This is a genomic window from Thioclava pacifica DSM 10166 (assembly GCF_000714535.1).
Classification (GTDB): domain Bacteria; phylum Pseudomonadota; class Alphaproteobacteria; order Rhodobacterales; family Rhodobacteraceae; genus Thioclava; species Thioclava pacifica.
In genome coordinates this window covers 1-19218 of the sequence record NZ_AUND01000012.1, presented here as the reverse complement: position 1 = coordinate 19218, position 19218 = coordinate 1, and the positions used below count along the sequence as shown (strand labels likewise).

General features: G+C 64.9%; 17 protein-coding genes. 9 read left to right on the top strand and 8 right to left on the bottom strand.

Going from position 1 to position 19218, the window contains the following annotated elements:
* Nucleotides 1-539 precede the first annotated feature (539 nt).
* Together TP2_RS18460 and TP2_RS05835 are read left to right on the top strand one after the other, a co-directional pair.
* Nucleotides 540-1289, top strand: coding sequence for a helix-turn-helix transcriptional regulator (locus tag TP2_RS18460; RefSeq protein ID WP_169739507.1), 750 nt, complete (start codon nucleotides 540-542; stop codon nucleotides 1287-1289).
* On the top strand, nucleotides 1276-1800 hold the full coding sequence (locus TP2_RS05835) for a hypothetical protein (protein ID WP_038074785.1): 525 nt from the start codon (nucleotides 1276-1278) through the stop codon (nucleotides 1798-1800). The genes TP2_RS18460 and TP2_RS05835 overlap by 14 nt, the downstream gene beginning before the upstream one ends.
* Before the next feature lie 5 nt (nucleotides 1801-1805).
* Here TP2_RS05835 and TP2_RS17915 read toward each other — a convergent pair whose 3' ends face one another.
* The 3 genes from TP2_RS17915 to TP2_RS17910 all read right to left on the bottom strand — a co-directional run bounded on the left by TP2_RS17915 (nucleotide 1806) and on the right by TP2_RS17910 (nucleotide 4977).
* A complete protein-coding gene (locus TP2_RS17915) occupies nucleotides 1806-2558 on the bottom strand; it encodes a COG3904 family protein (protein ID WP_051692252.1) in 753 nt (250 codons plus the stop codon).
* A 136-nt stretch (nucleotides 2559-2694) separates the two neighbouring features.
* Nucleotides 2695-3078 carry a response regulator gene (locus TP2_RS05825; protein WP_051692250.1) on the bottom strand — a complete coding sequence of 128 codons (384 nt, stop codon included), beginning with the start codon at nucleotides 3076-3078 and terminating at the stop codon, nucleotides 2695-2697.
* Nucleotides 3079-3087: 9 nt separating this feature from the next.
* Complete coding sequence (locus TP2_RS17910) at nucleotides 3088-4977, bottom strand: HWE histidine kinase domain-containing protein (protein WP_051692248.1); 1890 nt, start codon at nucleotides 4975-4977, stop codon at nucleotides 3088-3090.
* 214 nt (nucleotides 4978-5191) lie between these two features.
* On the opposite strand from TP2_RS17910, the gene TP2_RS05815 reads away from it, so the two are divergent.
* From TP2_RS05815 to TP2_RS05790, 6 genes are all read left to right on the top strand, one after another.
* The gene (locus TP2_RS05815) at nucleotides 5192-6271 is read left to right on the top strand and encodes a LacI family DNA-binding transcriptional regulator (RefSeq protein WP_038074784.1); all 1080 of its coding nucleotides are present in this window, start codon (nucleotides 5192-5194) and stop codon (nucleotides 6269-6271) included.
* Nucleotides 6272-6361: 90 nt separating this feature from the next.
* Nucleotides 6362-7663, top strand: a complete 1302-nt coding sequence (locus TP2_RS05810; protein ID WP_051692357.1) for an ABC transporter substrate-binding protein — start codon at nucleotides 6362-6364, stop codon at nucleotides 7661-7663.
* An 82-nt stretch (nucleotides 7664-7745) separates the two neighbouring features.
* A complete protein-coding gene (locus TP2_RS05805; protein WP_038074775.1) occupies nucleotides 7746-8981 on the top strand; it encodes a carbohydrate ABC transporter permease in 1236 nt (411 codons plus the stop codon).
* On the top strand, nucleotides 8978-10192 hold the full coding sequence (locus tag TP2_RS05800) for a carbohydrate ABC transporter permease (protein WP_038074774.1): 1215 nt from the start codon (nucleotides 8978-8980) through the stop codon (nucleotides 10190-10192). The genes TP2_RS05805 and TP2_RS05800 overlap by 4 nt, the downstream gene beginning before the upstream one ends.
* A 4-nt stretch (nucleotides 10193-10196) precedes the next feature.
* The gene (locus TP2_RS05795; RefSeq protein ID WP_240473715.1) at nucleotides 10197-11468 is read left to right on the top strand and encodes an MGH1-like glycoside hydrolase domain-containing protein; all 1272 of its coding nucleotides are present in this window, start codon (nucleotides 10197-10199) and stop codon (nucleotides 11466-11468) included.
* Nucleotide 11469: 1 nt separating this feature from the next.
* Nucleotides 11470-12516: an ABC transporter ATP-binding protein gene (locus tag TP2_RS05790; protein WP_038074773.1), complete on the top strand. Its 1047-nt coding sequence runs from the start codon at nucleotides 11470-11472 to the stop codon at nucleotides 12514-12516.
* A 237-nt stretch (nucleotides 12517-12753) separates the two neighbouring features.
* On the opposite strand, the gene TP2_RS05785 is transcribed toward TP2_RS05790, so the two are convergent.
* The 4 genes from TP2_RS05785 to TP2_RS05770 form a co-directional block, all read right to left on the bottom strand.
* The gene (locus tag TP2_RS05785) at nucleotides 12754-13326 is read right to left on the bottom strand and encodes a cob(I)yrinic acid a,c-diamide adenosyltransferase (protein ID WP_038074772.1); all 573 of its coding nucleotides are present in this window, start codon (nucleotides 13324-13326) and stop codon (nucleotides 12754-12756) included.
* The gene (locus TP2_RS05780) at nucleotides 13326-13529 is read right to left on the bottom strand and encodes a twin transmembrane helix small protein (RefSeq protein ID WP_038074764.1); all 204 of its coding nucleotides are present in this window, start codon (nucleotides 13527-13529) and stop codon (nucleotides 13326-13328) included. The genes TP2_RS05785 and TP2_RS05780 overlap by 1 nt, the downstream gene beginning before the upstream one ends.
* Nucleotides 13530-13590: 61 nt before the next feature.
* Nucleotides 13591-14427, bottom strand: a complete 837-nt coding sequence (locus tag TP2_RS05775) for an SDR family NAD(P)-dependent oxidoreductase (protein ID WP_038074759.1) — start codon at nucleotides 14425-14427, stop codon at nucleotides 13591-13593.
* Between the two features lie 207 nt (nucleotides 14428-14634).
* Nucleotides 14635-15138, bottom strand: coding sequence for an SH3 domain-containing protein (locus TP2_RS05770; protein ID WP_038074755.1), 504 nt, complete (start codon nucleotides 15136-15138; stop codon nucleotides 14635-14637).
* 166 nt (nucleotides 15139-15304) lie between these two features.
* Here TP2_RS05770 and parC point away from each other — a divergent pair, with 166 nt between their 5' ends.
* Nucleotides 15305-17533: a DNA topoisomerase IV subunit A gene (parC, locus tag TP2_RS05765; RefSeq protein ID WP_038074750.1), complete on the top strand. Its 2229-nt coding sequence runs from the start codon at nucleotides 15305-15307 to the stop codon at nucleotides 17531-17533.
* A gap of 122 nt (nucleotides 17534-17655) precedes the next feature.
* Here the strand turns inward: parC and TP2_RS05760 are convergent, their stop codons facing one another.
* A complete protein-coding gene (locus TP2_RS05760; protein WP_038074743.1) occupies nucleotides 17656-19029 on the bottom strand; it encodes a cytochrome P450 in 1374 nt (457 codons plus the stop codon).
* Between the last annotated feature and the right edge of the window lie 189 nt (nucleotides 19030-19218).

Sequence of the window (19218 nt, the reverse complement as noted above, 5' to 3'; positions counted from 1 at the left end):
CCCGAACCGCGCGGCACAGCGATGCCGGGCTCCGAATCCTGGTGATTCGAAACTGGGCTACCCGTGCCGGGCCCTGTCGGAAGAAGGCGCGTCACAGCCCCCAGCTGCGACACCAACATCCTGCGCCTGACAGAGCCTTCGGACCTAGCTAGCAAATGGGTCTAATCATGCCATGCAACCTCTAGGCGCTTGAAGCGGCGTGGTTTTTTCCACAGCCCCGGAGAGAGTGCCCGATGTGCCCCAAATTGACGGCTTATGCTGCGGTCGCACGGTGCCGCGCGCCAGCGCCCCCAGATATGGTGGTGGGAACTGCCGTGATCACCTATCCCTGCCGATGCAGCATCGCGGCGAATCGCAAAATTTGTTGCAGCTCGCAAAGAGGTGGCGCTGTCCATATGGCTCTGCGGTATTCCTTACCGCTACGTAACCCGAATGGCTGACGCCCCCAGTCTAGATCCATGATAGGTTGTATATCGGCAGGTCGAGTGTGGGATCGGCCGTTCATTACGAGGGAATTCCTGGTCGGAATGGGGGCCGCCATGAATGCATTATCCAAAACGAATACCGATGGCGCGCGGGTGAGCGCGTCGTGCCGCCGTGACGACGCCGCGATCTGTTTTCTCGGCGCGCCGCAAATCTTTTCCGATACCGTTCTGCGCACCGTCGAGGCCGAGGTCTCGCCCGCGCGCAGCCTGCGCATCGGAGATTTCGACAGCTTCCGGCAGGCGTGGGGAGACGATGGACGTTTCGAAGGTGTGGGGGCGCTGTGCACGCTCGTCGCCGACGAAGCCCATGCCGAGACGCTGCTGGACCTGGCCGAGGAGCGCATGCCGCTGCTCGAGCGGGTCAAGCTGATCATCGCCTTCGAGGAGGATCGCTTCGGCCAGGATCTCATGGACCGTTTCGGCGCGCGTATCATTGCGCGTCAGATCAGCCTGCTGCCGATGAACCTGAACCTGACGACCTGGCTTCTCAGCCTGCGCATGATCGTCTCGGGCGGCCACTACATTCCGCCCGCGCTGGTGCGCTGCCGTCCGGCCGAACCGCCGGTCGGGACGCGCCATGGCACGATGAGCCATGACGAGGTCGCCGCGCGCTCCGGGCTGACCCCGCGCGAGGCGGAGGTTCTGGGTATGCTCGCCTCGGGTCAGCCCAACAAGATCATCGCCGGTCAGCTCAGCCTGTCCGAGCATACGGTGAAGCTGCATATCCATCGCATCATCGGCAAGCTCGGCGTGTCGAACCGAACCGAGGCGGCGATCTGGTATCATCGCCATGGCGGGGCCTGAGGCCCTGCTCCGCGGCGCGCCGCCGCCCGAGTTCGACGCCTTCCTGATGCAGGTGGGCAGGATCAACTATGCCTGGACCAATACCGAGAGCCTGCTGATCCACCTGATCGCGGGGCTCGCGGGCACGGACAAGGACGCGGCGGTGATCATTCACCTCACGCTCAACACCACGCGGGCAAGACTCGATCTGGTTGAGCGTCTCGCCAAGCGCGACGCCTGCCCGCTGTCCGAGCCTGCGCGGGCGCGCATTCTTGCGGTCGCTGCGCGGATGAAAAAAGTCTCGGGACTGCGCAACCATTTCAACCATTGCCTCTATGCGTTTGACGCCGGTGGCGGTCCGGTGCGCGCGATCCAGATGCGCATCGCCGATCGCAAATCGAGCCTGCGCATCGGTGAGGAAAGCGTGCTCGATGCGGCGACGCTCGCCGATATGGAGGCAGCCCTTGCCGAGATGCAGGCGATCAACGCCGAGATCTGGTCGATCATCGCCGCTCATCGCCTGCCGGTCTGAACGGGTCAGCCCCGGATCGGCGCGGTGGTCAGGTGATAGCGCGACAGTTCCTGCGCGCTGAGCACGTGAATCCTGTCGGGCGGGGTCGCGAGCGCGGGCTGCAACATGCCCAGTCCCACGCCCATCTCATCGAGATACGAGATCACCCGCGCCTCGCTCGATTGCAGGTCCGACAGCATCGCGCGCGGGCTCTGCCGTTCCTGATCACTTTCGGCATCGGTGGCCTGATGCACGCCCAGCCGCGCATTTCCCTGGGCAATGCGCTGCGCGCCCCCGGCAAAGAGATAGGGGCAGGCGGAGAAACAGATATCGTTGTCGCGCACCTCGGTCGTGACGCCCGCGCTGCGTAGCACCCGCCCGATCAGCAGCGCGTCATGCAGCGAGCCGCCTGTGCTGTCGAGCGTCACCCGCGCGACCGGATCGCCTGCGCGCCTGCGCGCCGCGATTTCCAGCGCCACGCGCCCCGCATCGCCCGGCGCGATATGGCCACGCAGGCGCATCTCGGCGCCCGCGATGCGGATCGCGAGATGATCGGGCATAGCCTCTGAATTGTCGTTCTCGGGATCGGGACCGCTTGCAAGATCGGCGGCATCGGCCAGTTGCGGCATCTCGTGGCGGGCCGGTTTGCCGCTCTCGATCTCGTAGCCGAACACCACGAGGCCAAGTGCGGCCAACAGCCCGTTCATCGTGTGAAACGGCGTGGCCGAACCGCGCGGACGGGCATTGTCATTGCAGGCATTGTTTTGGCGTTGGGTCATGCGTCACCTCCCTTTGGCGCATAAGGTGACGGGCAGTATGGGAAGGCGTTTGCGGATCCGGCGACTGTCCGAAATGTCGCACCCCGGTCACGCTTGCGCGAGAGATCCGTGATCGCGCAGGCCTGTAATCCGGCGATCAGCGCATCATCTGCTCTTGCAGCGCAGCGGTCAGAGTCTCCGGCATGGTGGGTTTGGAGAAGACCGGAATATCGGGAAGTCTCGCCTGGAACGACAGGGGCAGAGGCTCGGCGGTGTTCACCACCAGCGGAATGGAGCGTTCGTGCAGCTCGAGCACAAGGCTTTCCGCCCGCCCGTCGAGAAGGTTCATGTCAAGGATCGCACCGTCGATTTCGAACGTATCGTCCTCGATCAGCATTCGTGCGCGCTTGAGCGAGGGCACCGGACCCGCCACGAAACCGCCCGCTTCCTCGATGGAATAGGCGATGTCATAGGCAATGAACATCTCGTCCTCGACAACGAGAACGTGACGGCCCTCCAGCCGTTTGCTGCTCATGTACATGGGCTTACCTCACCCTCTTATCAGATCCATTGGCACGGTTATGCAGGCTCTAAACCCGTCGGGGGCCCATTCGGTTCCATAAGAACCGCGCAATTGTCCGTTTACCGTCAGATCGATCAGGCGTGAGCCAAAACCGCTGCGCGCGGGTTGGGCCAGACCGCCCGGATGCCCGCTCTCCTCCCAGCGCAGTTCGAGCTGGTCCTCGGGCGCGCGCGACCAGCTGACCGCGAGCCGCCCCTGCGGGTGCGAAAGCGCGCCGTATTTCACCGCATTCGTCGCCAGCTCATGCAGCACCAGCGCGAGATTGGTGGTGCCGGAATGGTTCAGCACGATCTCGGGGCCACCGATCGCGAGCCGGCTGTCAGAGGCGTCCACGAAAGGTGAAAGCACCACCTCGACCAACGCGCCCAAATCCGCCGCGCCGCGGAATTCGCGCTCGATCGTGGCGGTCGGGTTGATCAGCTCATGTGCCCGCGCCAGCGCCGTGATCCGCGAGCGCAGCCCCGCCGCCATCGCTTCGGGGCTCTCGGCATGGCGCGCGGTCATCCCGATCAGCCCCGACATCATCGCGAAGGCGTTCTTGACCCGGTGGTTGAGCTCGCGGGTGAGCGTGTCGCGCGCCTGCGTCATGAGCCGCTCGTCGGTCACGTCGCGCAGATAGACGATCATCGTCTCGCCATCGGGATAGATCCGCGCCTCAAGTACGCGTTCATCGCGCCCGATCTGGTCCGTGCTCTGCGGATCGCCCGTTTCGCGCGCCCGTTGCAGTGCCGCCTCGAAGGCAGATCCGCGCAGATGCGGGGCGCTCTCCCACAGGACCGAACCGATCAGCCCGTCCTCGGTGCTTTCGCTGACCGTTTCGCGCACCCGCTTGCGCAGGACGGAATTGGCGAAACGCACCCGGTCCTCGCCGTCAAGCTCAAGAATGCCGTCGCGCGTCACCTCGTGGAAATGGGCCAGCCGTTTGTCGCTGTCGGCGGCCTCGCGCCGCGCCGCATGCAGCTCGGTCACGTCGAGCGCCGTCGAGACCGCAAGCGGCGGATCGCTGTCGATGCGGCGCGAGGAGACGAGCAGGTCGCGCGGCTCGGCGCCGCTGCGCTCGACCCGGATTTCCTCGGCCTTGATGACCTCCCCTGAGACCGCGGCGCGGGTCAGTGGCAGGTTCGCCGTCTCGTAGCGCCGCCCGTCGCTGGCATAGACACCGACCTTCGGCGCGAAAGGGCTGTTGGGTTCCTGCGCCCCCAAGAGCTCGCGCGCGCTCGCATTCACGTCGACGAGCCGCCCCGTGCCCACCTCGGCCAGCGCCACGCTCACCGGCATCTGGTCGAGAATGGCGCGGAACACTTCCTGTTCATGGCGCGAGATGATGTGTTGGCGGCGCAGCCGGATCTCGGCCTCGACCCCGGCGGCGATATCGGTGACCAGCTCGTGTTCTTCCTCGGTCCAGTCGCGCGGGTCATGGCCGATCACGCAGAACGAGCCGACGACATGACCTTCGATCGTGCGCAGAGGCACGCCGAGATAAGAGATCACGCCCAGATCGGCGACCGCGCCATTGTCGCGCAACTCAGGGTCTTTGCGGGCATCTGGGACGATCAGCGCGCGGTCATGTTCGACCACATAACGGCAGAAGGAGTGGCTCAGCGGAGTTTCGATCATGGGCATCTCGCCCGGTGCGCTCAGCCCGGTCTGACCGGCGAAGACCTGGCGATTTTCGTCGACGAGCGAGACCAGCGAGACCGGCGCGCCGATCAGTTTGCTCGCCAGCCGCGTCGCGCGCTGAAACACCGCGACCGGCGCCGCCTCGAGCAGGCCGGTCTGGCGCAGCGCGTTGAGCCGCTGCGGATCGGCAACGCGAGAGAGCCGGGGGCTCTCACCCTGAGGCAGGTCGACTTTCATAACGCGGCACTCGTTCCTCGGCAGACACTTGCGAGACTCCTCTATGCCCAAATAGGCGTTGTTTACCTAGTGTCGAATGACACTTCCCCCATCACTTTTCGCCCCTTTGTCGGGCGTTTTGCGGCGCTGCGGCACAAGCCATTGTGAGCGAAATTGTCGCACCGAAACCAGTTTCGGCTTTACGAAACCGGTTTCGTAATCGTAGCCTTCGGGCATGGAGGAGATTCGCGACACGGTTTCGCAGGGCAGGGGGGGCACCCGCAGGGTGCGCATCTCCGATCTTGCCGAGGCTCTTGGCCTGACCAAGAGCACAGTCTCTCGCGCGCTCAACAACTATGCCGACATCGCGCCCGAGACGCGCCGCCGCGTGGCCGAGATGGCCGCGCAGATGGGGTACGCGCCGATGCCTTATGCGCAGGCTGTGCGCACGGGGCGGGTGCGGGCTTTGGGTCTCGTGCTTGAGCTCGATGCGCCCGACCGCTACGGCCCGTTCCTTGCGGATTTCCTTGGCGGCATCACGCAGGAGGCGACGCTGGAGGGCTGGACCCTCACCGTTGCCTCGTCCAACTCGCGCGAAGAGATGGAGGCGACCGTCACGCGGCTCCTGCAGGAGCACAAGGTCGACGGGTTCATCTTGCCGCGCACCATGGTCGAGGATCCGCGCGTCGATTTCCTGCGCGCCAAGCATGTGCCCTTCGTGCTGTTCGGCCGCGTCGGTCACGGCAAGCCCGATCCGGGGCTGAGCTGGTATGACGTGGACGGGGCCGAGGCGATGCGCGCCGCCGTCGCCCGGCTGGCCGCGCTGGGTCACAAGCGCATCGGCTTCGTTGGCCCGTCCGCGGCTTACAATTTCGCCGTGTTGCGGCGCGAGGGCTATCAGGCGGGGCTGGCCGAGGCCGGGATCTCTTTCGATCCGGCGCTGGAGATCATGGAGGTCAGCGATCGCGCAGGCGGGGCGCAGGCAGCACGCGATCTGCTCGATCTGCCCCAGCCACCGACAGCCATCGTCTACGCGACCGACGCAACGGCGCTGGGCGCCTATGACGTGGCGCGCGAGCGCGGTCTGCGCATCGGGCGCGAGCTGTCGGTGATTTCCTATGACGGTATTCCCGAGGGGCGGATGATCGACCCACCCCTCACGAGCTTCGCGGTGGACAGCCGACATGCGGGCGAAAGACTCGCGGCGCTGCTTATCGCGCAACTGCGCGGCGCGGATCCAGCCGGCTTGCAAGAGCTGGTCGTGGCGCGTCTCGAACCCGGCGGCTCGGACGGGCCGCCACCCTCAGTCTCATAAGCAAAACTTAAGTAATCGGGAGGATTATAAGTGAAACTTATCCGTGGAACCGGCCTGGCACCCCTGCTGGGCACCGCCGCCGCCGCGCTGATGCTCGGCGCGGTCGCGGTGAAGGCCGAGACGATCAAGTTCTGGACCACCGAGGAACAGCCCGAGCGTCTGGCCAAGCAGCAGAAGATGGCGGAGGACTTCAAGGCGAAGACCGGCATCGACGTGGAGGTGATCCCGGTCAATGAAAGCGACCTGAACACCCGCGCCACGGCCGCCTTCGCAGCGGGCGATCTGCCCGACGTGATCTACACGCCGCTGCAAAACGTGCTGCCCTGGACCGAGGCTGGCATTCTCGACAGCGGGGCTGCGACCGATGTCGTTGACAAGCTTGACCCCAAGACCTTCGCGCCCGGCGCGCTGAAGATGGTCGAGAGCGATGGTGATTATGCTGCGGTTCCCGTCGATGGCTGGACGCAGATGATCCTCTACCGCAAGGACATCTTCGAGAAGGAAGGTCTTGCCCCGCCGACCACCTTCGCCGCGATGGAAGCGGCGGTGAAGAAGCTCAACGACCCGCCGAACATGTATGGCTTCGTCGCGGCCACCAAGGTCGATGACAACTACATGAGCCAGGTGCTCGAACAGATCTTCCTTGCCAACGGCGTCTCGCCGGTCGGGCCCGACGGGTTCAAGCCGCTCGACGAGAAGAAGACGGTCGATGCGCTGAAATTCTACAAGACGCTGAACGAGGCTTCCCCGCCCGGCGACAATTACTGGAAGCAGTCGCGCGAGCTGTATTTCGCGGGCAAGGCGGCGATGATCATGTGGTCGCCCTTCATCCTCGATGAGCTGGCGGGCCTGCGCGACTCTGCGCCGCCGATGATCGACGGCAATCCGACCTCGAAAGCGCTCGCGCAGGACACCGGCGTCGTGACCAAGATCTCCGGGCCGGACAACCCGGAGGGGGCGAGCTGGGCCGACATGCGCTATTTCGGGATCACCTCGGATGCCGACATGAACGCCGCCGAGCAATTCGTCGATTACTCGATGAATGAAGGCTACGGCCAGACGCTCTCGATCGCGCCGGAGGGCAAGTTCCCGACCCGTCGCGGCACCGATGCGGATCCGAGCAAGTTCACCACCGAATGGGCGACCCTGCCGGTCGGCGTGGATCGCAAGGCGCCGCTGAAGGATCTCTACGATCCGGCCGTCATCGACGAGATCACCAAAGGTCTGGACACCGCGCAGCGCTGGGGCGTGAGCGACGGTCAGCTGGCGCTGGCCTCGAAGATGCTCAACAGCCAGGTGATCAACCGCGTGGTGCGTGACTATCTCGATGGCAACATCTCGGCCGAGGACGCGGTCGCGAAGATGAATGACGAGCTGTCGAAGATCAACTGATCGCACTTGAGCGACAGGGCAGGGCGTGCGCGCCCTGTCCGATCCCGCCCCTCGAGACAAGGGGCGATCCAGGGAGGACGTCATGACCGAGATTTCGCCGCCCAAGGGGCGCGGCGCGCTCGCCCGACGCGAGGCGCGTCTGGCCTGGGGCCTGCTTTTTCCCACGATCACGATCGTCGCGCTGGTGGTGATCATTCCGCTTCTTGCGATCTTCTGGATTTCGGTGAAGCCGGTGCAACTGGGCGATCTGCGCCCGGCCGAGACCCGTCTGCGCGTCTCCTTGCGCGACCGGGGCGAGGTGGCGCAACTCGAATACCGGGTCATGAACCCCTCGCGCACGGCAGAGCTGCACGGGGCGGGTTTCACCGATACCTTGCCCGAGGGCGTGACGCTGACAGGCGATCTGCCGCAGGGCTGCGCGCTGAGCGGCCAGACCGTGACCTGCGATTTCGGCACGCTCGCGCCCGGTTACAACGAACGGTTCCGTATCGACGCCCAGATCACGGGTGACCCTAAGACTGCCGAGCAGGCAGTGCGCGATGCCGAGCCTGTCGTGCGCGGCAAGGCCGACAATGTGCTGACGGATTCCACCTTCACGCTGGAGAATTTCCGCAAGCTTTTCGATAGCGGCGAGTTCTGGGGCGTCTTCGGCGTGACGGTCTTCTACACGGTGTTCGGTACGCTCGGCGCGCTGGTCGTGGGGCTGTTCGCGGCGATGCTGCTGAACAAGAGCTTCAAGGGCCAGGGCATCCTGCGGGGGCTTTATCTGTTCCCTTACGTTGCACCGGTGATCGCCGTGGCCTTCACCTGGATCACGCTCTTCGATCCGTTCTCGGGCTCGGCCAATGCGCTACTGGTGCAGATGGGCGTGAGCCAGGGCGCGATCAATTTCTTCGGTCAGAAGCCCTTGGCGCTGATCATGGTGACGCTGTTCGAGGTCTGGCGCTATTTCCCGCTGTCCTTCCTGTTCATCCTCGCGCGGATGCAAAGTATCGACACGGATATGTATGAGGCGGCCGATATGGACGGGGCCTCTCCGTTCCAGAAATTCTGGTATCTGAGCCTGCCGCAATTGCTTGGCATTCTCTCGGTCCTGTTCCTGCTGCGCTTCATCTGGACCTTCAACAAGTTCGACGACATCTTCCTGCTGACAGGCGGCAATGCGGGCACGCGCACGCTGACCGTGAACGTCTATGAGCAGGCCTTCGCGATCTCGAATATCGGGGCGGGGGCGGCGGTCGCGGTGGTCGTGTTCGGCTGCCTGCTGATCTTCTCCGCCTTCTTCTTCCGCATGATCAGCCGGGAGGAAGGGCTATGAAAATCCTGCACAAAGGCTGGCTGACCGGGCCGATCATCGGGGCGCTCTGGGCGCTGGTGATGGCGGTGACGCTGGGGGTGGCGATCTCCTTTGCCAGTGGCGAGGCGGCGCGGCCCGCGCTTTGGGGGGCGCTGATCCTTGGTGCGCTGACCGGGCTGGTCACCGTCTGGCGCGGCAATCGCTGGCTGACCGATGCGGTCGCGGTGGTCGTCGCGCTGGCGCTGATGGGCGTGGGGCTTGGCGCGCTGCAATTCGGGGACGGGTTCGCGATGGCGAGCCGGGTCGCGCTGACCATCGTGCTCGCGGGCACGGTGGCGATCCCGCTCAACACCATACTGAAGGGGCTGCCTTTCGGCGCCGCGAACCGGCACGAATTCGAGGAGGCGGTGATCCGGTTCCTCACCGGCTTTGGCTACCTGTTCTTCACCGCGATCGTCATCATCCCCTTCTACGTGATGGTGATGACCTCGATGAAATCGCAGCAGGAGCTGATGCTGAACCCGCTCGATTTCACCATTGATCTCAGTAAGGGCTGGCATCTCTTCGACAGCTATTACGAGCTGTTCGAGAGGTTCCATTTCGGCCGCTATCTGTGGACGAGCTTCTATGTCTCGGTGCTGACGGTGGCGCTGACGCTGTTGTTCTCGGTGCCGGGTGCCTATGCGGTGGCGCGGCTGCGGTTCCGGGGGCAGAAGGTGTTCTCGCGCGGGATTTTGCTGATCTACATGGTGCCGATGATCGTCTTGGCGCTGCCGATCTACATCGCTTATTCGATGGTGGGGCTGCGCAACTCGATCCTCGGGATCGTGCTGATCTACCCGGTCACCACGATCCCGGTGGCGCTGTATATGCTGCAGGGCTATTTCCGCGGCCTGCCCGTGGAGGTCGAGGAAGCCGGGCTGATGGACGGGCTCTCGCGGCTGAAGGTGATCTGGAAGATCACCCTGCCGTTGGCGCTGCCCGCGCTCGCCTCGGTCGGACTTTATGTCTTCATGATCGCCTGGAATGAGTTCCTGCTGGCCTTCATGCTGCTTGACGATCCCAACAAGTTCACGCTCACGCGGGGCATCGCCTCGCTCAACTCCTCCGAGATCCCGCGCCAGCACCTGATGGCGGGGGCCGTGATCGCGACGGTGCCGATCATGGCGATCTTCCTCGGGCTGGAGAGATTCATGACCCGCGGTCTGACGGCCGGCGCGGTGAAAGGATAACACGATGATGACCGATACCTTGCCGCCCGAGGCGGTATTCTCAGAGCGCGACGAGGCTGCGCGCGCGATCCTGATCGCCAATGACCGGGGCGGCTATACCGTGCCGACGGCGGGGCTTTATCCCTACCAGTGGAACTGGGACAGCGCCTTTGCCGCGCTTGGCTTCGCGCGGTTCGATCTGAACCGGGCCTGGGCCGAGATCGAGACGCTCTTCACCGGGCAGTGGGAGAGCGGGATGGTCCCGCATATCCTGTTCCACAAGCCCGATCCGGGCTATTTTCCGGGGCCCGATGTCTGGGGGTGCCATGGGCCGATCGCGTCCTCGGGGATTACCCAGCCGCCGGTCGCGCTGAGTTTCGCGCCGCGCCTGCTGCGTCAGGATCCCGATTTCGGGGCCGAGCGGTTCCGCGCGCTTTTCCCGAAGATGCGGGCCTGGGCGGAGTGGTTCCTGCGCTGGCGGCGCGATGAGAAGGGCGCGATCTTCGTCATTCACCCATGGGAGTCGGGTCGCGACAATGCGCCGGACTGGGATGATGCGATGGAGGGGGTCGACCCGCAGGGGGTGGGCTACTACGAACGCCGCGACACCCAGCATGTCGACGCCTCGATGCGGCCGACGAAATACGATTACGACCGCTATATCTGGCTGGTGCAGCGCGGCAAGCGGCTGGGCTGGGACGATGCGGCGATGGCGGAAGGCAACCCGTTCCGAGTGGCCGATCCGACGATGCATTTCATCTTGCTGCGGGGGCTGCGCGAGCTGCTCATCGCAGGCGATCAGCTGGGGCTCGACACAGGCGGTCTGGAAGATCAGATCGCTGCGCTGGAGGAGGGTGCGAAGGCGCTCTGGAACCCGGGCATGGGCTTCTTCGACAGCTATAACTGCAACAACGGCATCTGGTCGAACGCGCTGACCAATGCTTCCTTCCTGTGCTGGTTCGGCGGCGTAAGCGCCCCCGAGATGGAAAGACATCTGCGCCGCGTTCTGGATGCCGCGCCCTATGGCGTTCCTTCGCTCGCGCCCTTCGATCCGCGGTTCGATGCCAAGCGCTACTGGCGCGGGCCGACCTGGGCGATGATGAACATGATGATCGGCGAAGGGGCGAGCGAGGCCGGGATCGCGCTTGGCGAGGAGGTTCGCCAGCGCACGCAGGAGGTCATCGCGAAATACGGTTTCGTGGAATATTTCGACCCGATGACCGGCGAGGCCGCGGGCGGAAAGGCGTTTACCTGGACGGCGGCGGTCTGGCTCGCCTGGGCCGGGAAGGAGGGGTGAGATGGGTGCGATCACGCTAAAGGGCGTCGAGAAATGGTTCGGCGAGGTGCAGGTCATCAAGGGGATCGACCTCGAGATCGCGGATGGGGAATTCGTCGTCTTTGTCGGACCTTCTGGCTGCGGGAAATCCACGCTTCTGCGGATGATCGGAGGGCTTGAGGACACGTCGCGCGGGGCGATCGAGATCGACGGCAAGGACGTGACCGATCAGCCGCCTTCGAAGCGCGGGCTGACGATGGTGTTCCAGTCTTATGCGCTTTATCCGCATATGTCGGTGGCCGAGAATATGGGCTTCTCGCTGAAGATGGCCGGGGTGAAGGAGGCCGAGTGGCGCGCCAAGGTCGATGCGGCCGCCGAGATCCTGAAGCTCGAACCCTATCTGGACCGGCGGCCCAAGGATCTCTCGGGCGGGCAGCGTCAGCGCGTTGCGATCGGGCGCTCGATCGTGCGCGATCCGACGGCGTTCCTGTTCGACGAGCCGCTGTCGAACCTCGATGCGGCTTTGCGGGTCGAGATGCGGCTGGAGATCGCGCGACTGCATCGCAATCTCAAGCGCACGATGATCTACGTAACCCACGATCAGGTCGAGGCGATGACGCTGGCGGATCGGATCGTGGTGCTGGAATACGGCAAGATCGCGCAGGTCGGCACGCCGCGGGAGCTCTACGAGAACCCGGCGAACCTGTTCGTGGCGCAGTTCATCGGCTCGCCGAAGATGAACGTGATGCCCTGTTCCTCGGCGAGCGGAAGCTACAGCCTTGAAGGCGGGCGCGGCGGGGCCTGTGCGGCGGGCACGGCCACGCAGCTGGGCATCCGGCCCGAGCATATTGCGCTGGTCCCCGAGGGTGAGGGCCAATGCGACGGGCGCGTGGATGTGGTCGAGTTTCTCGGCGCGGATACGTTCATCCTGTTCGATTGCGGGCCTCTGGGGCCGGTGAACGTGCGGGTGGCGGGCGATACGCATCTGCGCCCCGGCGACGTGGCGGGGCTGGCCTTCGAGGCCGACCGGCTGGTGTTCTTCGACAAGGATGGGCTGGCGGTGAGATGAGCGATGAGGGGCGCGCCTGACCCTCGGGTGGGCGCGTCGCGACGCTTGTGGTCTGCGCTTTATCTCGAAAGCCCGAATGACCTGCATGCCCGCGATGACATCGCCAATGCGCCCTCCCACGGGGAGGGGTGAGCCGGGAGAGGGTGGCCTTCCAGTGGAAGGACACCCCGACGAACGCCTGAGCTTCGCGAAGGCCGGACGGGCGCGGCCCGGGCTGGTCGCCCGAGCCAAAGAGGCTTACCGGCTGCCGCCCGGCACCCAGAGCACATCGTCCTTGCCGTCGTCATTCGCGATCCGGGCGGCGACGAAGAACCAGTCCGACAGGCGGTTGAGATATTTCACCGCCCATTCGTTCACCCCCTCGATCGCGGCCAGCGCCACGGCCTCGCGCTCGGCGCGGCGTGCGACGGTGCGGCACATGTGCAGATGGGCGGCCAGAGGCGTGCCGCCGGGCAGGATGAAGCTGCGCAGCGGTTCGAGCTTCTTGTTCATCGCGTCGATCTCGGTCTCGAGCCGGGTCACTTGGGATTCGATCATGCGCAGCACCGGATAGCCCGCTTCGTGGTCGTGCTCCATGTCGGGCCGCGCGAGATCGGCGCCCAGGTCGAATAGATCATTCTGGATCACCGAGAGCTGTTTTTGCAGCGCCTCGTCCGCATGCAGCCGCGCGATGCCGAGCGTCGCATTGAGCTCATCGACCGTGCCATAGGCGGCGACGCGGGCAGAGTGCTTGGCCACGCGGGTTCCGTTCGACAGTGCGGTCTCTCCGGCATCGCCGGTGCGCGTGTAGATGCGATTCAGGACGACCATCAGCCACCTCTTCTCAGATAAACGAACAACAAGATCAGCGCGATGGCGACCGCCTGGGCGGCGATGCGCAGGCGCATCAGCTTGTTGGCGTGTTTCTTGTTGAAATCACCGCCGCGCCCGAAGCCCGCGATCCCGATCATCAGGATCACCAAAACCGCGAAACTCGCCGCGGCCACGACATAGAACAACGGATCGCTGCGCATTCATTCCCTCTCCCTCTTGCACCAAGTCATAGCCGGAGCGAGCGAAATTGCGAAAGGTTTTTCAGCCCTTGCGCAGCACCCAGTCGAGCATCGGATCGGGAAGGAGACGGCGCACGACGCTCATTGCCTTGGTCGGCGTGGTGATCTTGTAGCGTGCCTTGGGTCTGGGCGCCTCGAGCGCTTTGAGGATCACCTTGGTCACCTCGGAGGGGGGCAGCTCGAACGTGTCGGGCTCTCGTTTCTCGTAAAGCCGCTTGAGCAGGCCGTTTTCATATTGCGCGCGCCGGGCCGAGCCCTCCCAGTTCACCCATTTCTCGAAAGGCGGAATCGAGTTGACCCGGATGTTCGAGGTGATCGGGCCGGGCTGGATCAGGACAACCTTGATGCCGGTATCGGCCATCTCGAGGCGGAGAACGTCGGTCAGACCTTCGAGCGCGAACTTGGTCGAGACATAGGCGCCGCGCCAGCGCAGGCCCACGAAGCCCAGCACCGAGGAGCATTGCAGGATGCGCCCTTCCCCATTGTCGCCCTGCGCGCGCATCACCTTGATCGCACGGGTCGTCAGGTCATGCAGACCGAAGAGGTTGGTTTCAAAAATCTCGCGCAGCGCGCCGGGCGGGATGTCTTCGGTCGCACCGGGACAAGCGAAGGCGGCGTTGTTGTAAAGTGCATCGAGACGGCCACGCCCGCGCGCCAATGCCTCGTTGAAGCCCGCGTCGATGCTGTCGGGATCGGACACGTCGAGCTGGAAGGAGGTCAGCCCCTCGGAGCGCAGACGTTCGCAATCCTCCTCGCGCCGGCAGGTGGCGAAGACCTTCCAGCCGGCGGCCTTGAGCCCATGCGCCGCGTCATAGCCGATGCCCGAGGAACATCCGGTGATCAGGATCGTCTTTGCCATTCTCGCGTGCCCCTTGCTGACCGTCGCCCCTTGTTGCGCTGCGCGCGACGGCATTCGTGCTTTGGGCGGGGATATGAAGGCGGCGGTGAAAAGGCAAGCGTCAGGGGTGTCGCGGTGGCGCTGCACCTCCGCAGCGTTGCGCAAAAGGCAAAAAAAGCGGGCCGTTTCAAGGGCCCGTCTGATCTCAGCTCAGCAATTGCGCGGCGCTTAGTTCGCCGGGGTCAGATAGCGTTTCGCGACCCAGCCATCGATGCCGTCGCCTTCGATTTTCACATGCGCCCAGCCGTTCTTCTCGGCCACGACCAGTACCTGTTCGCCGCGACGGATCCGGTCGACCGCGCTGTTGCCGGTCGAAGGCCCGGAGCGCACGTTGAGCGAATTGGCCGAAACCTTCCAGAGCGTGCCGCCTGCGATTTCAGGCGCGCTCTCGCGGGTGCGGTATTCGGGCGAGGGCTTGAGCGCCGGACCGGGCATCCGCGCCTTGGGCGTGACACGGGTGATCAGGGCCGCCTTTTCAACCACCGGCGCGCTGGTCGAGGGGGCGATGATCTTTGTCGGATCGTAGAGCGGATCGATTGCCGCCTGGGCAACCTGTTCCTGAGGTGCGGGCGCGGCTTGTGCCATCTGCACCTCGTCCGTCGGCAGGTCGCGCCCGCCGATCGCCATGACCGCGTAGATGCCCGCGAGGGTCGTAATCAGCAGCTTCCCCATTTTCCTCTCCCCCGTGACCGTAACAGACTCGGATCACTCAAATTTTATCACGTCTCTCTCGTCCTTACGCTGGGGGAATTCCCCCGGCAGGGGAAAAGTTCCCGAGAATTTCCCCCGAAAGCGTTTCCCGCTGGACCGTGATCGGGCGCGGCAGTAGAAAAAACTCATGAGCAGTGACGACGAAAACCCCCTCTCCACCACTTCCGAACCTCTTAGCCGTGCGATCGGCGAGCGCTACCTGACCTATGCGCTCTCGACGATCATGCACCGGGCGCTGCCCGATGCGCGTGACGGGCTGAAGCCGGTGCACCGGCGCATCCTTTATGCGATGCGCGAACTGAAGCTGTCGCCCACTGGCGGCTTCCGGAAATCGGCGAAGATCTCGGGCGATGTGATGGGGAACTATCACCCGCATGGTGATGCCGCGATCTATGACGCGATGGCGCGTCTCGCGCAGGATTTCGCGATGCGTTACCCGCTGGTCGATGGCCAAGGCAACTTCGGCAATATCGACGGTGATAACCCGGCGGCGAGCCGATATACCGAGGCGCGTCTGGCACATCCGTCGGAATCGCTGCTCGAAGGTCTGGCCGAGAACGCGGTCGATTACCGTCCGAACTATGACGGCACGCTCGAAGAGCCGATCGTGCTGCCCGCCGCCTTCCCGAACCTGCTGGCCAATGGCGCGAGCGGCATCGCGGTCGGTATGGCCACGAACATTCCGCCGCATAATCTCGGCGAGCTGGTCGAGGCGCTGCTGGAGATGATCAAGCGGCCCGGCATCAGTGATGACGAGCTTGTCGAGCATATTCCCGGCCCCGATTTCCCGACCGGCGGCGTGCTGGTCGAGCCGCCCGAGAATATCCGCGAGGCTTACCGCACCGGGCGCGGTGCGTTCCGTCTGCGCGCGCGGTGGGAAAAGGAAGATCTGGGCCGCGGCCAATGGCAGATCGTGGTCACCGAGATCCCCTACCAGGTGCAGAAATCCAAGCTGATCGAGCGTCTCGCCGAGGTCATCCAGACCCGCAAGGTGCCCGCTCTGGCCGATGTGCGTGACGAGAGCGCTGATGATATCCGTATCGTGCTCGAGCCCAAGACCCGCACGGTCGAGCCCGAGATGCTGATGGGGATGCTGTTCAAGAACTCCGATCTGGAGATCCGTTTCTCGCTCAACATGAACGTGCTGATCGATGGGCGGGTGCCCAAGGTCTGCTCGCTCAAGGAAGTGCTGCGCGCCTTTCTCGATCACCGCCGCGAGGTGCTGATCCGTCGCTCGCAGCACCGGATGGACAAGATCGACGCGCGTCTCGAAGTGCTCGAAGGCTATATCATCGCCTTCCTCAATCTCGACCGGGTGATCGAGATCATCCGTTACGAGGACGATCCGAAGTCGATGCTGATGGCCGAGTTCGAGCTGTCGGATGTGCAGGCCGAGGCAATCCTCAACATGCGCCTGCGGTCCTTGCGAAAGCTCGAGGAGATGGAGCTGAAGCGCGAGCGCGATGCGCTGATCGAGGAACGCGCGGGGCTCGAGGACCTGCTCGCCTCCGACAAGCTGCAATGGCGCAAGATCGGCTCCGAGCTGAAGGAGATCGACAAGAAATTCGGCCGTGATGCCGCAGGTGGCGCGCGCCGCACCGGTTTCGCCGAGGCCGGCGAGGTCGAGGAAGTCCCGATCGAGGCGATGATCGAGCGCGAGCCGATCACCGTGATCCTGTCGAAGATGGGCTGGATCCGCGCGATGAAGGGGCACAATGCGCTCGACGCCGAGGTGAAGTTCAAGGATGGCGACGGGCCGATGTTCGCCATGCATGCCGAGACCACCGACCGGATCGTGGCGATGGGCTCGAACGGACGCGCCTACACCGTGCTGGGCGCGAACCTGCCCGGCGGGCGCGGCATGGGCGAGCCGCTGCGGCTGATGGTGGACCTGCCCAACGAGGCCGAGGTTACCCATCTGCTGGTGCCCAAGGCGGGCGAGAAATACCTGCTGGCCTCGTCCGATGGTGACGGGTTTGTCTGTCCCGGCGAGGAATTGGTGGCGCAGACCCGCTCGGGCAAGCAGGTGCTCAACATGAAGGGCGCCGCGAAGACCACCGTCTGCGCGAAGATCGCGGGCGATACGGTCGCCTGCGTCGGCCAGAACCGCAAACTGCTGGTCTTCCCGCTCGACGAGCTGCCCGAGATGGCGCGCGGCAAGGGCGTGCGGCTACAGAAATACAAGGATGGCGGGCTGTCTGACGCCACCACCTTCACGCTGGCCGATGGGCTGAGCTGGAAGGATCCGGCGGGCCGTACCCGCACCGAGCTCGACCTTGCCGAATGGACGGCCAAGCGCGCCTCGGCGGGCCGGATGGCGCCGCGCGGTTTCCCGCGCGACAACACCTTCACCTGAGGGTCTCGCCCGGCCTTGGCCGGGCGACCCGCAAGGGGGCGCTGCCCCCTCTTGCCCTGACGGGCAATTCACCCCCGGGATATTTCAAGCAGTTGGAAAGGCTAGGCCTCTCCCCGGTCTGTTCACGCGCGCTCCACTGTCAGCCAGACACCGCCTCTGGGACGCGTGGTGAGGATCATTTCCGGCACCGGTGCACGACCGGGCACGGCGGTGAAACGGAACCGGGCGAGCAGCGTGGCGAGGATGATCTGCGCCTCCTGCAGCGCGAAGCCCGCGCCGATGCAGATCCGGGGGCCCGCGCCGAAGGGCAGGAAGGCGAAACGGTCATGGGTCGGATTGGCGAAGCGCTCGGGGCGGAAGGCGTCGGGGTCGTCCCAGAGCGCATGGTGGCGGTGCAGCGCATAGATCGGCAGCATCACCGTGTCACCCTTGCGGATTTCGCGGCCCAGCAGCCGATCGGGTTTCTGCGCGGTGCGCGAGAGGAACCCGGCGGGCGGGTAGAGGCGCAGGCTTTCATTCACGATCTGCGCGGTCAGCGGCAGGTTTTCGAGATCGGCGACGGTGGTGGATCGCGCGCCCAGAACCGCTTGCGCCTGAGCGCGCGCGGCCTCCTGCACCTGCGGATCGAAGGCGCTCAGATAGAGCGCCCAGGCCAGCGTCAGGGCCGTCGTCTCGTGCCCGGCCACGATGAAGGTCAGCAGGTTGTCGCGCAGCTCGGCGGGGCTCATCTCGCGGCCTGTTTCCGGGTCCTGCGCGCGATCGAGCAGGTCGAGAAGGTCGGGCACGTCCTTGGCGCCCACTGCGCGCCGCGCCTCGATGGCGCGATCCGCATGGGCCTTGAGATCGCGCACCACGCCAGCCGAGATCATCCGGTGCGGGCGCGGAATCCATGCCGGCAGGGCGAAGAGATCAAGGATCGAAACGCGGGCGGTCTGCGCGATATAGGCGTCGATCGCGGCATGGATCGCGGCGCGGTCGAACCCCTCGTCGCCCGAGAAGGTCACGTCCGAGATCACCTCGAAGGTTGCCGCGACCATCTCCTGATGCAGGTCGATCGCGCGGCCGGTTCCGGCCGTCGCTTCGATCCGGCGTGCCGAGGCTTCGGCGGCGGCCTGCATCACCGGGGCGAGGGCTTCCATGTTGCGCGCGGCAAAGACAGGCGACGCGGCGCGGCGTTGCCAGCGCCATTCTGCGCCTTCAGCGACGAACAGCCCCTCGCCGACGGCGGGGCCGAGGATCAGTTTGGTGACCAGCGACTTGGGGTAGTCCTCAACGCGGGTCTTGAGCACATGGCGCAGACTGTCGGGGTCCATCACCATATGCCAGCGCGCCCCGGTATTGCCCGAGATGATCGGCGCGTGGGTCGCTAATTCGGGAATGATTTCAAGCAGATTGCGCCGCGCGGCCCGCAGGCTGGGCAGGATGCCGAGCGGTTTTTCGGCGAGCGATGCGCGGGCGGGCAGGGCCCGCGGCGAGGCAGAGGCGGAGCGTTGCATCCGGAAAAGGTAGCATGGGCGCCCGTACGGCCAATATGAAACCGTTCGCGGGGCGGTGAAACCGTGCAATCCGGGCTTGATTTTTCCCCGCCAGCGCAATAGGTAGCGCGCGATATTGACTCGGGCCCGCGCCAAAGCGGCCCCCTAACCAGAGGCGCCCTGCGAGATGGCAAAGGAAAAGTTTGAACG